Genomic DNA, 18905 nt, shown 5'->3' with positions numbered 1-18905 from the left:
CTATACCCAAAAGTATCGGGCGGCGGTATCAGGGATAAAACAGGTTTAACGGCAAAGCTTAAGTGAAAGGCCGTGTTGAATGGCGCACAGTCAAGCTATTCCAATGGCTCGCTAGCAGGCTTAAACCGCAAGATGAAACAAATTGAGCGAACTGCCTTTGGTTATTCTGATTTTATTAATCTCTTAACAAGAATCAGACTGGAAGAAAACAAAGTCAAAGAAAAAGGATCAAGCAATTTATTAATTGCTTGATCCTTAAACTTTGCTCTTCATCAACAGGAATTGACAAAGAGCCTTTAATCTTTAAATTTATTTTCAACTTTTATTGATAATTATCAGGATCAAATAAAAATAAACTGTCACTTAAATCTTGACCAGCTCTTGAAAAATCAATTGAGTAATGACCATTATCTCTTCTCGCTTGTAAATCTCGAGCATTATTTTCAAGTGCTTTAAGTCTTTCCCTTTCTGCTCTTTGATCGCGTTCACGATCCTTTTCAGACTTTTCATAGCCCATCTTGAGCAAAGCCATATCTTCTTTGTCTTCTGGTGTCAAAAAGCCCTTCTTGTTAACTTCTTTATAAACAGCCAACAATTGAGCAAACTGAGCGTGTTTATATTGCGCTAATGACTTTAAATCAGATCTGTGGAAAGCTGTACGTCTTTGACTTTTATGAAGCTTGTTTGGCAAGAAATAAGAGTGCAAATGGCCGCTCTTATATTCCTTCTGGCTAGTACCAAGGGTAAAGCCGTAAAAACGATCCAGAGCCCTAAATTTCTCCTTCTCGTTCATGTAAGGATTGGACTTGATATAGAAGACTGAATTAGTATCTTCGATGCTACTATCGTAATAAACGTCCTGTTGATTGTTCTTTTCAGGCACCCAAGTAAAGATATATGATTCTAATTTACGTCCTCTGACACCTTTACGATAGTTCTTGGTGATCTTAAAGTTCTGAAAGTTTGCACAAAGTTCCTCTTTACACAAAGTCAAAACTCTACGATCAATATCAGTTGGCCGATAAGATTTTGGAATTTGCAGACGTTTTCTGAAGTCGTCGATTTTATACTCTTTGCGTCCCACGGTTCTCCATTGCTTCAGCAAACGGAAAAGCTTGCGTGAGTAGTTAGAATGCAAACGAACATATTGGGTAATTGAGAAGCGTGTCCAGTGCTCCAAGTGGTTGAACAAGTACAAAAAGCTATCACTAACCTCAACACTGGTCTCTAAAGTATCAGTATCTACAACTGATCGTTTAAAGATGTTTTCCCGAATTTTGTTGGTGTGTCCGGTTTTTTCATCTTTTTCTTCTTTTGAGAGCTGAATTGTCAGTAATCTAGAGAAAGTTTCATCAACATTTTTAGCTATTTGCTTGTTGGAAATATGGCTATTATAGCCAACTTCACGCTTAATTTGATCAGGTGAAAGGGTAATTCTGTTACCGCCTTGATCCTTCACTTGCGCAGCAATAAGCCAAAATATATTGCTGTTAATTTCTGGCAAACTATCAATTGGTTCAAAAATAGGGTCATCATTAAATCGATTATCAATTTTTATGATTTTTTGAACTGGTCTTTTTCTTATTGACATCTTTGCTCACTCCAGTTAATGACTTTTATCAATTAAGACGTCGTTCCTTTTTATTTAGAGTTACTATATAGCAATTTCAGAGTACTCACAACAGTTTTGAGTAAATTTGCTCCATACGGCGTCACCCTTATTAAAATTCGTTCCATATGACGTCACTCTTATTTATTAGCTCCATATTGCGTCGTTTTTATATCTCCATGAAGCGTCACTCTTATTTAAATTAAATATTTTACCTCCACAAGACGTCACTTTTATTCAGACTAAAAAATCATCTCCATATGACGTCGCTGTTATTGTAAAATCAATATTTGACTACAAGATATAGTGTTTTTATAGCCTTTTCTGCGATCTTTTTAAGCTTTCATTCAAGATATTGTGGTTTAGAACAAAGTTTTAAGGTAAAAACAAAAAATACTCCATGAGATGTCACCCTTATTAAAATATATTCGACTTTTATAAAAGGTGACGCCGTATGGAGCAAAATCTAGAAATTAGCCATAAATACTATTAAAAACGCATTTTTCTACCTTTGACTTCATAATAAAAGCTCCATGGCGTGACACTCTTATTCCTGATGATACACCCGGTCTAGTGTTTACAAGATATCCGTAATTTCTTAAGAAAACTAAGTATTTACTACAATATCTAATGTCCATAAAGCGTCACCTTTATTCATTTAGAAGAAGCATATATTCCTTACTCCATAAGATGTCACTATTAATAGTAAAAATCTTTTAAAAGCCCTGTGGATAAGTATTCTCCACACAATGTCACTCTTATTAAAAACAGTGAAAAATCCACATCCATAGGACGTCACCCTTAACTCCACAATGAGTCGTTTAAGTAATCCACGATATGTCACTGTTATTAAAATTAGAATAAACGCCTGATGTATTAATGTTTTTGCCAGTTTTTCAGCATTTTTATGCTCCATACAACGTCACTCTTATTAATTCTTTTAAGCAACCTTGATTAACCTTGGTAATATAACTCTCACAAAGAAATATTACGTTTTATTCTATCCATGAGACGTCGTTTTTTAACTTTGTAATCCCAGTAATGCGTAAGCTTTCTAAGTTTGCTAAAGGGGATTAAAGGGTTAATTAAAAGGATTATAATAAATGGTTTTAAAAGACCTTACACAGAGAAAACAAAAATAAAAAAAGCAGTAAAACACAAAAATCATGTATTACTGCAAAAAAAATAAAAAAAAAACACAAAATGTGTTCCAATAAAATTAATTAAGCGTCTTTGTTTGATTCTATCCATTCATCGAGAAAAGCACTAGTTGATGAAAAACCATGTCTTTTAGCAATTCTGTTTAAAGCTTTTCTATTACTTGGTTTCAATGTAAAAGTGAATGGTTTTACTTTTTCTTTTTGAATAGGTGTTTTAGTTGGCATTGAATAAGTTACTACAGGTGGTTGAGTAGTTTGTTCAACTTCAGGTTTATTGTTCAAAGCTTCTGTCATTTTTTCGTGAGTTTGTTTCGTATTTTCAAAAGCATTCTTCTTTGGTCCATTAAAAGCCATAAAATTACCTCCATTGATTTATCATTACTCTATTATACACACAATTATAATTATATTTGCAACTATATTAATTTCTTTAATATATAAAACATTTATTAATAGACCATAGCATAGCATTATATTGATAAGAAGCCATATACATAACAGTAGCAATAGATTAATACAAGCAATTCTACATAGAAGTATATTTAGTAGTACATATAAAAACATAAAGATACGTATATTTATAAGTAATTCACTATGCCAGCAATGATGAGGAAAAAGACATAAAAAAAGAGGATACATCATCCTCATTTACATTATAATTTATCTTCAATCTGCTTAAATGTTTTATCGAATTCTTGGAAGAAATTGTAGTTTCTGTTGTAAGTTCTTGTATCGTCCTTCATATAAACTACAGGTGTTTCATCTAAATTAGAACGGTTGAATAATTCCTTTTCAGGGATAACTGCAATTACTGAAGGATCGTCTTTGATACTTTCAAGCATTTCATTTGATGATGAAGTATTTCTTTTTATAAGATTTGCTACAAAATAAAGCTTGGCTGTTACATAACTTTCTCCAGTGCTAAATTCAATAGCTTCTTTTCTTAATTCATCAATCCGATCTTGCAAGTTAAATTTTGCATCAAAACCGTGTTTACTTGGAGTAATAGGGCTGATAATATCATGACTTACTATAATTGCATTCTTTGTAGCAGTAGAGAAGTCTGGGTGGCAGTCAATGATAATGTAATCATAATGACCTAAGTCATATTTATCGTAATTATTGTTAAGCCACATGTATAAGCGCATATTCTTATTGGTCATGTTTTCGATATTGGTTTCAATATCATCTAGGTGCATATTACCTGCAATTAAATCAATATTCTTTTTAACATGATTAATTGTTACATTGTCTTTTCGAAGAAAGATATTAGCAACGGTTCCAATTTTTTGATCTCCATAAACTTCATAAGTTTGACTTAAATTGCATTGATGGTCTAAATCAATGAAAAGAATTTTTTTGCCTTGCTTGGCTAACCATTCACCAAAATTGTAGGAGAGAGTGGTCTTGCCAACACCACCTTTAATAGCAGCAAAAGATACAATTTTCATATTTCATCGTCCTTCTTTTAAAATCATTTCATTTAAATAATACCATAGATCAAAAATAAGAGATATAAATGATTTTAATAATTATCCAGCATAAAAATAAATAGAAGTGCAAAGATAAAGATACATATAAATATAATATGGCTTGCTATAAAAGCTGATTTAATAATGATCAAGTGACAATAAACTGCTTTATTATTAGCACTAAAATATAGAATATATGTATTAATATACATAGATTTAGATTAATACATACAGGCCTCATTAGAAACATATATAGAAACATATTTCTAGCCTTTTTATGTTAGAAAATAATTAAACTTAAATGTTTATCAAGGCCCTAATTAATGCTAGAATTGAAGTATGAAACTGGAGAAAACAGATCGTATATTAAAGCAATTTTCATCTAATATAGAAAAGGAAAAGGGTATTGGATCTGACCCCAATCTAAAATCTTTTTATCATTATGGTGAAGTATATGGCGATATAGATGAAAATGACAAAGTCAAACATGCAATCCTGTTGAACATTTTTGATAGCCGTGTTTTTACTGAAAGGACCAAAATGGCAGTTCTAAGTCGGGCTATTAATGTTGAAGAGTGTAAGAGTGATATTAAGGATATTTTCAACGAATTGCATGACAAAGAAATCCCTTATGTGAATATTCACACAGAACATGAGAAGTTCTTTGAAAAACAAGATTTTGTTCATACAGTCTATCGCAAAAAATATGAGTTTAATTTTGATGCAATTAAAAACAAAAAAATTCCAATTTCTGGAAAAGTAAAGTGTGGTTATTGGTCAGATTTAATCATCCAAAACGGTGCTGCTCAATTATATGAGGTTCCGCTTCACAGCAATATTGAACGTAATACTATGAACAGACCATATTGGTGGTGGAATCTGGTTCAAAGAACTCATCCAAATAGAAAGCTTGCAGTCTTTTTCGGTAGAATTGGATTACCGCAGTCTTATATGTTTTTCCGCCAAAAGGGAGATACGATTGTGGTTGAAGAAATGTTTGCAACTTCTGGTGAAGGACTGCAGAGTCTTCTTGGCTGTTTGGCTCAAATTGGGACTCCGCAAACCAAATATCGTATTTTTATGCCGGTTAAAAGTCGATTAGAAGATTTCTTTTCAGAAGAGGAAGAATTATCAATCAAAGTTATTCCACATTTGATGTCGAGAATTATTGATTTTGAAAAAATATTATCTTTTATGGTGCCAATCTATCAAAAATATTTTGTAGTTGAAGTTACTGATGATAATATTTGCCCATGGAATAACAACAGGTGGAAAGTTGATTTTGACGACAAAAAAGTGAAGGTAATTAAGACTACAGAAAAGCCAGATTACTCTGGAAGTATTTCTGCTTGGACAAAAGTTTTGATCGGCGAACTATCTTTGGAAAAAGCTATAAAATACGGAGAAATCAGGGGTAAGAAGCATCCTGACAATGACTTCGTAAAAGGCACAATTTCGTTTTATGAAAATTATTAATAATAAATAAGCATATTGATATCTGCATAAAGATAATAATATGCTATTTGTATAATTTTAAGTATAAATATATTTATATATCTATTTCTAAATCTATTTCTAAATAGAATGCTACTTCTTCGAAAAAATTTGAAAATATTTCGGTAAAATTCAAAATTTTTACGTAATTAAAACATAGAGACATAAAAATAAAAAAGTATAGGAGATTGTACTATGTTTAATTACACTAAAAAGAAAAAATTTGCTACTTTGTTTGCATCAGCAGCTTTAGCAGGTGCCTTTCTAGCAGCAGGAAGCCCAACTGTGAAAGCTTCCGAAAAAAATAATAAGGAAAATGTTTCTATTGATAATTCAGTAGATTCATTAGAAAAGTTAATTGCTGAAAAGAAAGAAAAAATTGCAAAATTAATTGATCAAATTAATCATCACGATGAACTTATAAAGAATGCTAAAGAAGATTTGAAAAAGCTGCAGGATAAATTAGCCAATGCAAAGGATGAGCTTGCCGATGCACAAGAAGACAAAAATAAGGCTACTGAAGAATTGGAAGTTTTAGAAAAATCAGAAAAAGATGCTCAAACTTTATTGGATGCAAAAAAGCATGACAAAGAGACAATTGAGATCGAACTTGATGTAATTATTTCTAAAGAGAAAAAGGCCAATGAGAATCTAACTTCATCCAAGCAGATGCTAAAAGAGGCAAAAGACAAAGTAGAAGGCAAGAAAGAAGCAGTTGATAAAGCAAAAGAGAAGCTTGCAGAACTAGAAAAGAAAAAGCCAACAGATGAAGAATACGAAAATTTTTTGAGACTATTGGAAATGTCTGAAAGTTTATACTCTGGAGTGGATGCGGCTGAAGAAAAAAATGAGGCCGAAATTGCGAAACGAAAGAAGAATTTAGAAAAGTATGTGCAAGAAAAAACAACACTTAACAATGAAATTGCTGTTTTAGAAAAAATTCTGCAAGATAAATTTTCTGATGACCAGGCAGCTGAATTAAAAGATAAAAAGCAACAACTCACTGCACTTGAGGAACAAATTAAAAGAACGGTAAAAGAGAAAGCTAATTTTGAATTTTTTAGAGGCAATTTTCCATTAGACAGAAAAAATTACTTGAGATTGATTAATAAAAATAAAGCTGCTATTGCAAAATGGGAAGAAAATCATAAAGCTGAATTAGATGAATTCAAAGGCAAGAAAGCTGAATTGGAACAGGGAATAAAGGATACAGAGCAAGCAAACAGTGATTTATTAGCCCAAATTGATAAATTAACTAGTGAAATTGCAGAAAACGAGCAAGTCTTTGCTCAATTCGATATTCAAATTAATTCAAATGAACAACAAGTAAAGCAAAAGAAATCAGACTACGAAGCCGCTAATAACAACTTGCTTAAAGTGCAGGCGAGCAAGCAATCACAGTTAGATAAGATTTCCGCTCTAGAAGAAAAGATTCAGACTCATAATCAAGAAATCGCGGTTCATAACCAATCGCTTGATGAGCAGCTGAACAGAATCAAGGCTTGGCAGGCTGCTCAAAATTATTGGAATAAAGAGATTGATACAAATAAGGCCTTGATTGAGCAATATGAAGAATTAATTAAGCAGAAAGACCAAGGAAAAGAAGGAACTCCAACTTCTAATGGTGGTGCGCAAACTGAAGATGGCACTCAGACTGATATTAAGATTCCAAATAAAACTGAGCAGAAAGATGCAAGTACGCAGACAGACTGGCAAAAAGAAAAACAAAAAACAGCTGAAAAGCCAAACTCATTGGCTCACATTTTGATTAGATTGCTGGTTAAGTCAGAAGCAGATCAAACAACAGCTGCTGTCAAAAACACCCAAAAGCCGACTCAAAAGAAGAAAAAGACATCAGTTAGTCAAATTAAGACCAAAAAGGGTAAGATTTATGCTCTAATTGGCTCAAAATGGCAATCTGTGAGACTTAAAAAACTACTTAAGCTAATTGACCAGCACGAAATTAAGCTTGATAAAGCCACTGCTATTCACGTTAAAAACAAAAAGACAAATTTATATACTAAAGAAGGTAAAAAGACTAAAAAACAACTCGCTGCTAAGCAAAAGATCACAGTAAAAGGTATTAAAAAGATCAACAAGCAATTGTTTGTTCATGTGAAGAATGCATGGGTACCTGCAAAGAACGTAGTTTTTAAATAAAAATAGATCCTGGGGAAGATTTCTCAGGATTTTTTATTGCAGAACTTTCTAGTCATGGTAGTCTTAACAAGTGAATAAAAAGGGAGAGAAAACAAATGAAAATAAAATTGTTTAAAAGACTGCTTATCTTGACTGGAGGAGTATTTTTATGCTGTGAAGCTGCTACAACATCAACACTGACTCATGCGGCCAGCTATAATCGCAGCGAAATGCGCTCTTTTGTTAGAAAAACGTTAGCTCATTATCATGCTTATGGTTCGGTTGAAGTGATTAAGAATGGTGAAACGCAGCAAATCAGCTATGGCGATGCCATTCATAGCAAAAGAATTTCAAATGGCAATAGCAGAATTGTGTATCCCACTGGTTCTATTCAAAAAATCGTGACTGATGCCATTATTCAGCAATTAATCGATCAATGAAAATTTAGCACATCGACGCCAATTTCTCATTGGTATCCAAAAATGAGAAATGCTAATCAAATTACGGTTGGCAACTTGTTGACGCATACCTCAGGGATTGATATTCCAAATACTGAGCAGCCACGCAACAAAAGCTACTCAGAAGCAGCTGCAATTAATTGGGTCGTAAAGCATGTCACGAAAAATACGGAGAAAAAAGTAGGAAAGTGGAATTACAATAATGTCAGTTTTGTCTTGCTTGCGGGCATTATTCGCAAGACAACGGGTAGTTCTTATTCTGCCAATATTGAAAGCAGGATCGCGCGGCCACTGAATTTGAGTCATACTTTCACGAGCAATAATTTTTCACGGAATCGCCAAGCACTATTTCATATACATTATTGTGGAATCGATTTAATTATTTCAATGCACAGGGTGCTTCCAGGAACCAACTGTCCCAGGTTCCAGGAGCAGGAAATTTATATTCAACGCCAAGTAATTTTTACAAAATTCTGGCAGGAATGAACGATGGTCAAATCTTAACGGCAAAGCAATTTTATGAACTAACTCATTTGCCGGAAAAAGAATCAACCTATTCTAGTGGGATGTATATCAAAAACGGCGGTCAGCTGAAGCTGGCCTACGGCAATGTGCATAACACTTATTTTGGCAACTGGGTCCAATTGACCAGCGATAATCAGAATGGCATCGTCATGTTTTTGAATCAAACAAAAGATGGTACCAGTCGCAACAAGGCAATCGGCTATCGCATTTTGAAACACATCAAGTCCGGAACATTTTTGAGCAAGTAAAAAAGCCTTCATGATTGGTTTCATGAAGACTTTTATTTTTATCTAAATGGGTTAAAGAAGCGGCCGCTGTTGACGTGCCAAAGGACAACCACGACTAGCACCAGAATGAATGCTAATGCCGTTACCAAATAATCTTTAAGCTGGAATGGCTCGTAAACGTACCAGGTCCGCTTTTTCTTAGAGCCAAAGCGTCTCAGCTGCATGGCCGTACTGATGATATCGATTCGGTCAAGACTTGAGAAAATCAACGGCATAACGATGTTCAAGGTACCCTTGATTCTCTTGCCTAGATGGGCCTTTTTCGACAATTCATTACCACGGGCCTGCTGAGCAGCAGAAATTTCCCAGTAATCGGTCTGCACAGTCGGAATGTAGCGCAAAGCTAGCGATACCGCGTACGCGATCTTATAACTGACGCCAATTTTATTCAAACTGGATGCAAATTGGCTCGGATTAGTCGTTAGCAAGAACAGCAGCACTAATGGAATGGAACAAATATATTTCAAAATCACGTTTAGCAAGTAGAATAATTCTTCCTGGGTGACAGTGAAATAGCCAGCACTAATCAGCACATGCTTGGTTTGATACAGATTCTGACCATAAGTAGGCTGGAAAATGAAGACCGCAATGATGTTGATAATGGCAAAAACAATAATGAAATTAACTACGAATGAAACTTGTTTCCATTTGATGCCTGCGATTTTTAGGCAAATCAATGAGAAAAGACAAATGACGGCTAAAAATCTGGTGTCATAAGTGACCATGCAGGCAATTGAAACCAAGATCAGAAAAATCAGCTTGGTTGTGGCATTCAAATGGTGGATAAAGGAGTTGCCAGGCTGGTAACCTAAAATTTTATCATCATGCATGTTGGCTGGCCTCCTCAGAATCAATATATGCTTGGACGAAAGCATTCGGATCAGTCAAATTGTAGTGTTTTGCCAATTCGAACAGGCTTGTCCGCTTGAGTGATGCTTCTTTGACTAAATCAGCGTTTGTGAGCAAATCAATTGGCTTCGTATCAGCGATCAATTGACCATTGGCAAAGGCAAGGCTGCGCTTGCTGTATTCAAGCATTAAGTGCATATCGTGAGTGACGATCATGATGGTTTTGCCGCGCTGATTTAGTTCACGCAAGAAGTTCATGATATCGGTGTAGGTTTTCCAATCTTGACCTGCGGTGGGTTCGTCCAAAATTATTAATTCAGGTTCTAAGACCAGAATCGATGCAATTGTGACCCGCTTTTTTTGACCAAAAGAAAGCGCAGAAATTGGCCAATTGCGAAAGGCATACAGGCCGCAAACCTTTAATGTTTGGTAAACGCGATCTTTGATCTCTTCTTCAGGTACGTTGCGCAGGCGCAATCCTAAAGCTACTTCGTCGAAAATCATTTTTTGCGAAATCATCTGGTTGGGGTCCTGCATGACGTAGCCGATTTTTTCAGCACGCTCTTTAATTGAGAGGCCAGCTAAGTTCTGATCCTTGAAAAAGGCTTGTCCCTCGTTTTCGATAAAACCACAAATAATGCGGCATAAAGTTGTCTTACCGGCGCCGTTTTGACCAACAATTGAAACAAAATCGCCCTGGTTGATGGTTAAATTGACGTCGTGTAGGGGATGCTTTTGCAATTTGTTGTAGCGGTGGCCAACATTCTTCAAAGTTAACAAAGGCTGTTTTTCAGTCTTCTGCTTAGGAGGCACTTGCTTATTTTCCCAAGATTGCAATTTTTCAGCGATATTCTTTTCTTCAGGCAAAGCGTCAATTGAAGAAATATCGAGCAGCTGCTTGAGATCCACGTCAGCCTTTTCGAGAGCCTTGATGTATAAAGGACTGCGAACGCCAACGGATTCTAGCAGATCTTGGTGAAGCAAGGCGTTTGGCGCTTTGTCGGCAATGATTTCACCATCGCTAATTAACACGATGCGGTCGACGTGTCTTGCTAGCACTTCTTCAATTCGGTGCTCGATAATAATGACCGTTGCGTTTACTTCTTTTTGAATTTGGTCAATTAATTGAATGGTTTTTAATCCAGTAGCTGGATCCAAGTTTGCTAATGGCTCATCAAACAGTAAAATAGGCGATTCATCAACCAAAACTCCGGCTAAAGCGACCATTTGCTTTTGTCCGCCGGATAAGGTCTGTGGAGCTTGCTTTAACAAGTCCTTGAGCTTTAATTCGGTGGCCCAGCGGTCGACATTTTGATGCATTGTTTCACGTGTGAAACAATCATTTTCAAGAGAAAAAGCAATGTCTTCACCAACCGTCATTCCGATGAACTGACTGTCTGAATCCTGCAAAATTGTTGAAGTGGTAAATGACAAATCAAAAAGGCTTGCTTTGGTAATATCTTTACCATTTACTAAGCAAGTCCCTTTGAGTTCGCCATGATCCACATTAGGAATCAGCCCGTTTAAGCAACGGCCAATTGTCGATTTCCCACTTCCTGAAGGACCAGCTAAGAGAATCTTTTCACCAGGATTGATCTCTAAGTTGATGTGCTTCAAAGTTGGATCAGCTTGACTGTCGTATTTAAAGCTGAAATCCTTAAATTGAATGATAGGCTTATTCATGTAAATTCCTTTAATTAATCTTTGTGTAAACTACCTTTCTTAACTTTCGTTGCAGCGTATGCTTTAAGCAAAATCGTACCTAAGATTAGGATTGCAATGAAGTCGGTAGCAGTAGCAGTTGCGCCTTGAAGGAAAACCTTGTTTGCAGGTTCACTGTAAATCAGGATGTCGCCGATTGGCGCAATTACTACGTAGCTGATCAAGTTGGCAATTAATTGGATGAGGTTGAAGAAGAACATTTGCTTTCCTGTGAAAACCCCATGCTCCAAGTCGAGTTTTCTGCCGTACAAACCAATGATTAATCCAAGAATGGCTGTGGCAAGAACCCAGCTCCACCAAGTTTGACCATACATTAAGAAGTCACTCAATGCGTGACCGATAAAACCAACACTGAAACCAACGATTGGTCCGTAAATCGTTGCTAGCAATGCCAAAAATGGATAAACAATTTAAATATTAGTGTTGGGAATACCAGTTGGAATAGAAGTAAAACGAGCCAAAATTACATAGATCGCAGCACCAATCCCAATGGCAACTACACTTTTAACTGATAGACCTTTTTGATTCATTAAATACACCTCGTAAAAGTTGAAAAAACCAAATGTATGATTAACAATTTTAATTAAAGACTCATATAAGCTCACTGTCAAGCTAAAATGCGCACATTTGCTTTGCTTATGAATGTATTGTGTGGATTCTATAATCGCTTACTTTTAGTTAAAAATATTTCCTCTATCGGCTAAAAATTGGGATAATAGTAGTTAATGATTGAAAACGAGGAGTTGGAGCAATGGCCGATTTTGATAAGAAAGAAAAATTAATTGATTATCTTAACCCAGATTTTTTAGACGAGCTGCAAAATACGCAACTGGATGATAATCCTCTAAAGATAATAGATGATAAACAATTCACTGCCAGCCAATACCAAGAGGCCAGCGTTCTTAAAGAACAATTAAGCGTTCAAGATCATGATTTTAGCCCGCTGAAACAAGGAAAGTTCTTATTTGATTTGCACCTTGCCAATGGCTTTTTGCATTTTGAGGTTAAAATCGAATTTAGCAGACAAAAAGTCGAAAAGATCACCGTTAACTCCATGATTCGCAACTTTTCGACCGATGCTTTCAAAATTGTCGCATTGATCGAATTTTTGTATTACTTCATGATTGAAAATCCTACTGAAAATACCAATTCTTCGGCGCGCATCGTGCTTAATCATTTTGCTGAAGACGAAAATAGGCTGCCGGTTAAATTGCGGGCACAGTTTGATCCAGGCAGCTACAGCGGCCTTCCCGTTTTAACTTTTAAAATTGGTCAGGATTCGCACTTGTATAAGCTGCAGAGTTTGCCTGGCTTAGTCGATAGTGTGCGCGATCACCACAAATTGGAATTAGGAAAATACTTCAATCGAACGGTTGAAATAGATGACTTTGATGATGACAGTTTAGCTTGGTACCGCCTGATTGAGAGCATTATTGATCACGATGAAACCGTACAGATTGCACGCGATGATTTTTCTCTGCGTGCCTTTAAAGAATTACCGATTAATGAAAGTTTAGCAGATCAAATCGATCAACTGATGGCGCGTGGCGTTACGCTTTATCATGACAATCGTCCGATTGATTATCGCGTCAGTCAGGATCGATTGCAATTCAAGATTCGCACTGATACAGAAAATGAGACTGCAAGAATTAAGATCGATTATCTGGTGCCATCATATGAGATGGACAATTTAATCGAAGGAAATCAGGCATTTTACTACTTTTGGATGGACAGCTGGACCAAATATGAAAATGTTGATCCAATATTTTTGAAACGTTATGGCCTGCATATGGGCGATGAGCTCACTTTTGGTGCGCAAACTTTGCAGACGTTGGGCCACAAGATTTTGCCTAAAATCAAAAAGAGCGGCAATTTTTCTGTGACGGGGATGAAAAAGCTGGTCGATACGCTGCCGCCTGAAGCAGAAATTATTTTTAACCTAGACTTTCAAGATAAGGAAATTATTTGTACTCCAGTAGCGAAATACGGTGAAAAAGAGTATCAATTAGAGCAAAAGGCCAATGATGAGACGGAACGTGAATTTGAAAAAGAAAAGGCTGCAAAGCAGTTAATTGAAGAGCAAGGTTTTACCTTTGACAAGGAGCAGCAGAAATACAGCCTGGCAATTGATGCCAGTGACCGGATCGATGCTTTCTTTGACGATGGCATTAACCAGCTGAAGAAAGCAGGGCAGGTGAAGGCCACCGCTGCTTTTAAACGGCTGTTAGGCAATTTGAAGACCAAGTTTAATGTCAGTTTAGGGATTCGACTGGGTGAGAATACGCTTGATTTGACTGTTTCCGGTGAAAAATTGGCAGCAGAGGATATTCAGGCAATTTTAAATGCCTACCAGCAAAAGCGGCATTACTTCATGTTGCGCAATGGGCAAATGAAGAATCTGGACTCGCCTTCCCTGGAAGATCTTTCTTTGATTATGAAGAACCTGGGGATCAGCTTAAAGCAGTTTGTTAAAGGGAAAATGGTCGTACCTGCTTATCGTGCTTTTTACCTCGAAAAAATGCTCGAAAAACGCGATAGTCTGCAATTCACCAGTAATGATGAGTTTGATCGCTTGATTGCCGATCTGGAGCAGGGAAAGGTGAAGAAAAACAAAATTCCGGCTTCATTAAAGAAGGTATTGCGGCCATATCAGGTCAAAGGCTACCAGTGGATGACGACTTTGCTGGATTATAACTTGGGCGGACTTTTAGCAGATGAAATGGGTCTGGGCAAAACGCTACAGGTAATTTCCGTCTTGCTTGCTCGTAAAGCAAAGACCAAGCTGCCAAGCTTAATCGTGGTGCCTGCCTCAGTTGTTTATAACTGGGAAGCCGAGATTAAGAAATTTGCACCTGAACTCGAAACGATTGTTTTGGGCGGAAGTAAAAAGGAGCGGCGTGAACAGCTGGAAAGGGTAACCGATCAGGTTTTAATTACCTCCTATGATTCCTTAAAGCGGGATCTGAAATTGTATGAAAAAATTGGCTTTGATCTTGAAGTCATCGATGAAGCGCAAAATATCAAAAATGCTAAGGCCGCAATTTCAAAAGCAGTTAAGATCATTAATGCTCGACATCGTTTGGCTTTGACAGGCACGCCAATTGAAAATAATTTGAGCGAATTGTGGAGTATTTTTGACTACTTGATGCCTGGCTTTTTGGGTGAGTATGAATGCTTCAGAAGCAATTACGAAAAGCCGATCGTCAAAGATGAAGATAAAAAGAAGGAAAAGCAGCTAAGTCAGATTATTGCGCCATTTGTTTTGCGCCGGCTAAAGAAAGATGTGCTGAAAGATTTGCCTGAAAAGGATGAACAAGTGATTTACGCAAAATTGTCTGGAAGACAGGATGAATTGTATCAAGCCCAAACGCAAAAATTGATTGCCCAGTTGAATAAGCAGGATGATAAATATTTCAAGAAGCAAAGATTCCAAGTCCTGGCGGCAATCACAAAACTGCGTGAACTCTGTTGTGATCCGCATCTTTTGTATGAAGATTATCGTGGCAAGTCGGCTAAACTGGCTGCAACAATGGAATTGATTGAAGACTCAATTGCGGATGGACACAAGATCCTGCTGTTTTCGCAATTCACTTCAATGCTTGAGCTAATTGAACAAAAACTTAAGCAAGCTAAAATTGTAACTTTCGTAATCACTGGCTCAACGCCAAAGCAAAAGCGCCAAGAATTGATCAAGCAGTTTAATAAATTGGACCATCCGGCCATCTTTTTGATTTCATTGAAGGCTGGAGGTACGGGTATTAATCTAACAAGTGCCGATGTTGTAATCCATTATGATCCATGGTGGAACGTAGCAGCGGAAAATCAGGCTACTGACCGGGCCCACAGAATCGGACAGAAACATAATGTCCAGATCTATAAGATGGTAGCCAAAGGAACGATTGAAGAAAAAATCGTGGAATTGCAAGAACGCAAGGAAAAACTCGCTGATGAAGTCTTAAGTGGCGAAGACTTTGGCTCAAGTACGCTAGATCGCGCAGATTTGCTGAATATTTTGGAAAGATAAAAAAGACATTGCTGTGTGGCAATGCCTTTTTTTTGGTTTTGTAATTTCCCGGGAAATGGATTTTATTTTTTCGTTTGCTGCTTTGCTAGTGCCTTAGCCTGCTTTACTGATAGAACTTGCCAAGTCTTTGGTACTGAGAAAATATATTTTCGACTCTTGATTTCATTATTATGGCCGAACCAGCCAAATAAGAACGCATCAAGACCGTTATTGAAGACATAACGGTTAGCTGTAACTGTAACGCTAGCGCTCGATGCATTCTTAACTACCTTTGAAATTGTTTTATCAGTCTTGGTTGGCGTAGGCTTTTTGTCCGCATTATTGGTTTTGTATAAATAAACCTTTTCCGCGACATTGCCTAATGGTTGATAAAGAAGGATGGGCAATTTTGGGGATGCGGAGGATACTAAATCTTTCTTGACCGTGGTCGTTTAGGCTTTCATACCAAAATGATTGTAGTAGTCATGTTCAACGATCCCTACAACACAGAGCACAGCGATAATTAGTGAAAGCCAAGCGAGAGGGGTATGGCCCTTTTTAGGGATGACGTTAAGGTAGATGAAAGCAATGACTGCCAAAATCAGAATAATTAAAATCATTAACCATTTACCTCCTCTGCACGTTCACGAGCTCGGTTGCCTTTTTTCAAGAAGAATGAAAGAACAAGTGCGATCAAAGCAAAGACGATACTAATTGCAAAAGCAGCGTGGAAACCATCCAATGTGGCATTGATTGCACCGCTCTTGTATTGCAATGGCAAAGTCTTAAGCATTGATTTTGCCGGCATATTGTTGGTGGTAGTTGTTGTCAAAACAGAAACCAAAATGGCAGTACCGATTGATGACAAGACTTGTCTGAAAGTATTGTTAACTGCGGTTCCGTGTGAAATCTTATCTAGTGGGAGAGAGTTCATACCGGAAGTAGTAACGTTCATCATAACGGGGGCAACACCAATCGTTCTGATTGCATAAAGAATAATAATCATCAAGAATGAGCTGTTTTCGGTTAAGAAAACAAATGGAATTGTATCAAGCGTTAGCAATGTCATACCGGTGATAGCCATCTTTCTGGCACCATAGCGATCGAAAATTCTACCAGTAATTGGTGACATAACTCAAAGCATCAATGCCCCGGGTAATAAAATCAAACCTGAATGGAAGGCTGATTCACCTCGTAAGTTTTGAATGTAAAGCGGAAGCACCATTTCAATTCCGACCATAGCAAGGTAGGTAACACCTGAAAGAATAGCGGCCAGTGAGAATTCAAAATGCTTGAAAACGGTGATGTCCAGGAAGGGATCATACATTTTAAGCTGACGAATGCCAAATAGAATAATGAAGATAATTCCGAATCCGATGAAGGCTAAAATTCCAGGATTGGGCCAGCCTTTATTTCCAGCTTCTGAGAAACCGTATAGGAGTGAACCAAATCCAATAGTAGAAGTAGCAACGGAAACAATGTCGATTTTTTCTTCTTTGGTTGGCAGCACGTCTTTAACTAAGAAAAATGCTAGTACCAAGACGATGCCGGCAATTGGTGCGATAATGCTGAAAAGGTAGCGCCATGATAAATTGTCGATGATCAAACCGGAAAGCGTTGGGCCAATGGCGGGTGCCAGACCAATAACGATTCCGACGGTTCCCATGGCAGCCCCACGCTTGTCAGCTGGGAAAATGGAAAGCATAATCGTCTGAAGCAGCGGCATGGTAACACCAACACCTAAGCCTTGAATGATTCTTCCGGCAAGCAAGGTGCCGAAGTTAGGCGCAACGGCCGCAGTAACTGTTCCGATGAAGAAAATTGCCATTGCTGTCAGATACATTTTTCTAGAACCGAAACGATTGATTAACTAAGCAGAAATTGGAATCATAATGCCGTTAACCAGCAAGAAGGCAGTTGAAAGCCATTCTGCGGTCGCCGTACTAATGTTGAAATCTTTCATAATTGAAGGAAGTGCGGTTGAAAGCAGGGTACTATTTAGAACTGTACAGAATGAGCCGATGATCAGCACTAATACAAGCAAGTTTCGATTGTATTTTTTGTCATGAATGTCAACAGGTTGTTTATTCATGCTTTGTCCTCCTTTACTCATTGTAAAAACTGTTAACATGGTTAGAAAATAAAGTATAAATCTAGTCACATTATTTATTTTGGATAAATAATGTGACATTTTTCTTTTTATTTCTTTATTCTTAGACCACATATGATATAATAATAGGCAAGGAGGCGAGATAATGGAAGCCGATAAAGTGATGGAAATACTTCAAATCAGTCGGTCTACTTTAAGAAGATACCAAAGAAAAGGCATCATTAAGGCTACCAGAAAAGCTACTAATCAGTTTGATTACGATGAGGAGTCTGTTTGGCTTTTTAAAAACAAACATGAGCCAAGACAAACCGTCTTGTACGGTCGGGTCTCTACTTATAAGCAAAAAAACGACCTAGCCAATCAAATGCAGGAGTTAAAGGATTATGCATTAAGCAAAGGCTATCATGTCGATAATGCCTATTCTGATATTGCCAGCGGTATTTCTTTTAAAAACCGCAAGCAATTTTTTAAAATGCTGGATTTGGTCTTAGAGGGTAAAGTAGAGCGAGTAATTATTACTCATCAGGATCGCTTAAGCAGAGTCGGTTTTGAGTTGTTTGAACACTTATTCAAAAACTATTCGACCAAAATCGAAACCATTTATGATGAAATGAATCCTAAAACCGATGAGCAAGAGCTGTTTGAAGAAATCATCAGCCTGCTCCAATGCTTTTCAATGCGAGAATACTCGCATCGCAGAGCGAAAAGAAAGCTGATTGAAGAAACACTGAAAAGAAAGGAGGGCAAGTAATGGCTAAGCAAAAGAGATGCAGAAAGAAGAAACAGCCCCCTCGCAATAAAGACCAATACGCTCAGCTTGCCAGCGAATATATTATCCCTGCTACGCCTGTTTTGGATGATATATCTGCGCAGGCTCATAATTTATACAACCGCGCGCTTTACGATGTCCGGCACGGTTTCTTTAAACACGCATATTTCTATTTTGGCAAGCTGACTGCCATGTTTAAAAACCGCTGCAACGCCAAAGAGAACATGCCCTACCGCAAAATGGGCTACGTTCAGTCCGCCCAGCAGACTTTAAGAGAAGTCATGACCGTCTGGTTTGCATGGATCATT

12 protein-coding genes and 5 pseudogenes are annotated in these 18905 nt (G+C 37.1%); 9 read left to right on the top strand and 8 right to left on the bottom strand.

The genetic code is table 11. The features are described 5' to 3' along the window. Positions 1-69 precede the first annotated feature (69 nt). Positions 70-246: pseudogene (locus tag B2008_RS06325) on the top strand (transposase); the annotation flags it as partial. A gap of 76 nt (positions 247-322) precedes the next feature. Here B2008_RS06325 and B2008_RS06320 read toward each other — a convergent pair. The 3 genes from B2008_RS06320 to B2008_RS06310 all read right to left on the bottom strand — a co-directional run bounded on the left by B2008_RS06320 (position 323) and on the right by B2008_RS06310 (position 4220). After that, a complete protein-coding gene (locus tag B2008_RS06320) occupies positions 323-1591 on the bottom strand; it encodes a replication initiation protein (RefSeq protein WP_281828164.1) in 1269 nt (422 codons plus the stop codon). 1241 nt (positions 1592-2832) lie between these two features. Continuing rightward, positions 2833-3123, bottom strand: coding sequence for a hypothetical protein (locus B2008_RS06315; protein ID WP_281828162.1), 291 nt, complete (start codon positions 3121-3123; stop codon positions 2833-2835). A 299-nt stretch (positions 3124-3422) separates the two neighbouring features. Further along, positions 3423-4220: a ParA family protein gene (locus B2008_RS06310; protein WP_281828160.1), complete on the bottom strand. Its 798-nt coding sequence runs from the start codon at positions 4218-4220 to the stop codon at positions 3423-3425. A 360-nt stretch (positions 4221-4580) separates the two neighbouring features. Between B2008_RS06310 and B2008_RS06305 the strand changes: the two genes are divergently transcribed. The 5 genes from B2008_RS06305 (at position 4581) to B2008_RS06285 (ending at position 9105) form a co-directional block, all read left to right on the top strand. Beyond that, complete coding sequence (locus B2008_RS06305) at positions 4581-5717, top strand: sterol carrier protein domain-containing protein (protein WP_281828159.1); 1137 nt, start codon at positions 4581-4583, stop codon at positions 5715-5717. A gap of 213 nt (positions 5718-5930) precedes the next feature. Further along, positions 5931-7895 carry a hypothetical protein gene (locus B2008_RS06300; RefSeq protein ID WP_281828157.1) on the top strand — a complete coding sequence of 655 codons (1965 nt, stop codon included), beginning with the start codon at positions 5931-5933 and terminating at the stop codon, positions 7893-7895. A 95-nt stretch (positions 7896-7990) separates the two neighbouring features. Next, positions 7991-8314: a hypothetical protein gene (locus tag B2008_RS06295; RefSeq protein WP_281828156.1), complete on the top strand. Its 324-nt coding sequence runs from the start codon at positions 7991-7993 to the stop codon at positions 8312-8314. Positions 8315-8356: 42 nt separating this feature from the next. Then, the gene (locus tag B2008_RS06290; RefSeq protein WP_281828154.1) at positions 8357-8818 is read left to right on the top strand and encodes a serine hydrolase; all 462 of its coding nucleotides are present in this window, start codon (positions 8357-8359) and stop codon (positions 8816-8818) included. Continuing rightward, positions 8815-9105 (top strand): hypothetical protein, encoded by a 291-nt coding sequence (locus B2008_RS06285; RefSeq protein WP_281828152.1) that lies wholly within the window; start codon positions 8815-8817, stop codon positions 9103-9105. The genes B2008_RS06290 and B2008_RS06285 overlap by 4 nt, the downstream gene beginning before the upstream one ends. Positions 9106-9143: 38 nt before the next feature. Here B2008_RS06285 and B2008_RS06280 read toward each other — a convergent pair whose 3' ends face one another. From B2008_RS06280 to B2008_RS06270, 3 genes and pseudogenes are all read right to left on the bottom strand, one after another. After that, positions 9144-9974, bottom strand: coding sequence for an energy-coupling factor transporter transmembrane component T family protein (locus B2008_RS06280; protein WP_281828150.1), 831 nt, complete (start codon positions 9972-9974; stop codon positions 9144-9146). Beyond that, the gene (locus B2008_RS06275; protein WP_281828148.1) at positions 9967-11676 is read right to left on the bottom strand and encodes an ABC transporter ATP-binding protein; all 1710 of its coding nucleotides are present in this window, start codon (positions 11674-11676) and stop codon (positions 9967-9969) included. The genes B2008_RS06280 and B2008_RS06275 overlap by 8 nt, the downstream gene beginning before the upstream one ends. A gap of 14 nt (positions 11677-11690) precedes the next feature. Next, a pseudogene (locus B2008_RS06270) lies at positions 11691-12245 on the bottom strand (ECF-type riboflavin transporter substrate-binding protein). 221 nt (positions 12246-12466) lie between these two features. Between B2008_RS06270 and B2008_RS06265 the strand changes: the two are divergent. Continuing rightward, positions 12467-15739, top strand: a complete 3273-nt coding sequence (locus B2008_RS06265) for a DEAD/DEAH box helicase (protein WP_281828146.1) — start codon at positions 12467-12469, stop codon at positions 15737-15739. Between the two features lie 62 nt (positions 15740-15801). Here the strand turns inward: B2008_RS06265 and B2008_RS06260 are convergent. Then, positions 15802-16338 (bottom strand): annotated as a pseudogene (locus tag B2008_RS06260) (DUF4811 domain-containing protein). Continuing rightward, positions 16338-17810 (bottom strand): annotated as a pseudogene (locus tag B2008_RS06255) (MDR family MFS transporter). Before B2008_RS06255 ends, B2008_RS06260 begins: the two co-directional pseudogenes overlap by 1 nt. 163 nt (positions 17811-17973) lie before the next feature. On the opposite strand from B2008_RS06255, the gene B2008_RS06250 reads away from it, so the two are divergent. Further along, a complete protein-coding gene (locus B2008_RS06250) occupies positions 17974-18579 on the top strand; it encodes an IS607 family transposase (protein WP_286822618.1) in 606 nt (201 codons plus the stop codon). Then, positions 18579-18905, top strand: a pseudogene (locus B2008_RS06245) (RNA-guided endonuclease TnpB family protein); the annotation flags it as partial. The gene B2008_RS06250 and the pseudogene B2008_RS06245, both read left to right, overlap by 1 nt.

Source organism: Lactobacillus sp. UBA5813, from assembly GCF_002417895.1.
Lineage (GTDB): Bacteria > Bacillota > Bacilli > Lactobacillales > Lactobacillaceae > Lactobacillus > Lactobacillus amylolyticus.
This window is presented reverse-complemented; position numbering and strand designations above follow the sequence as displayed.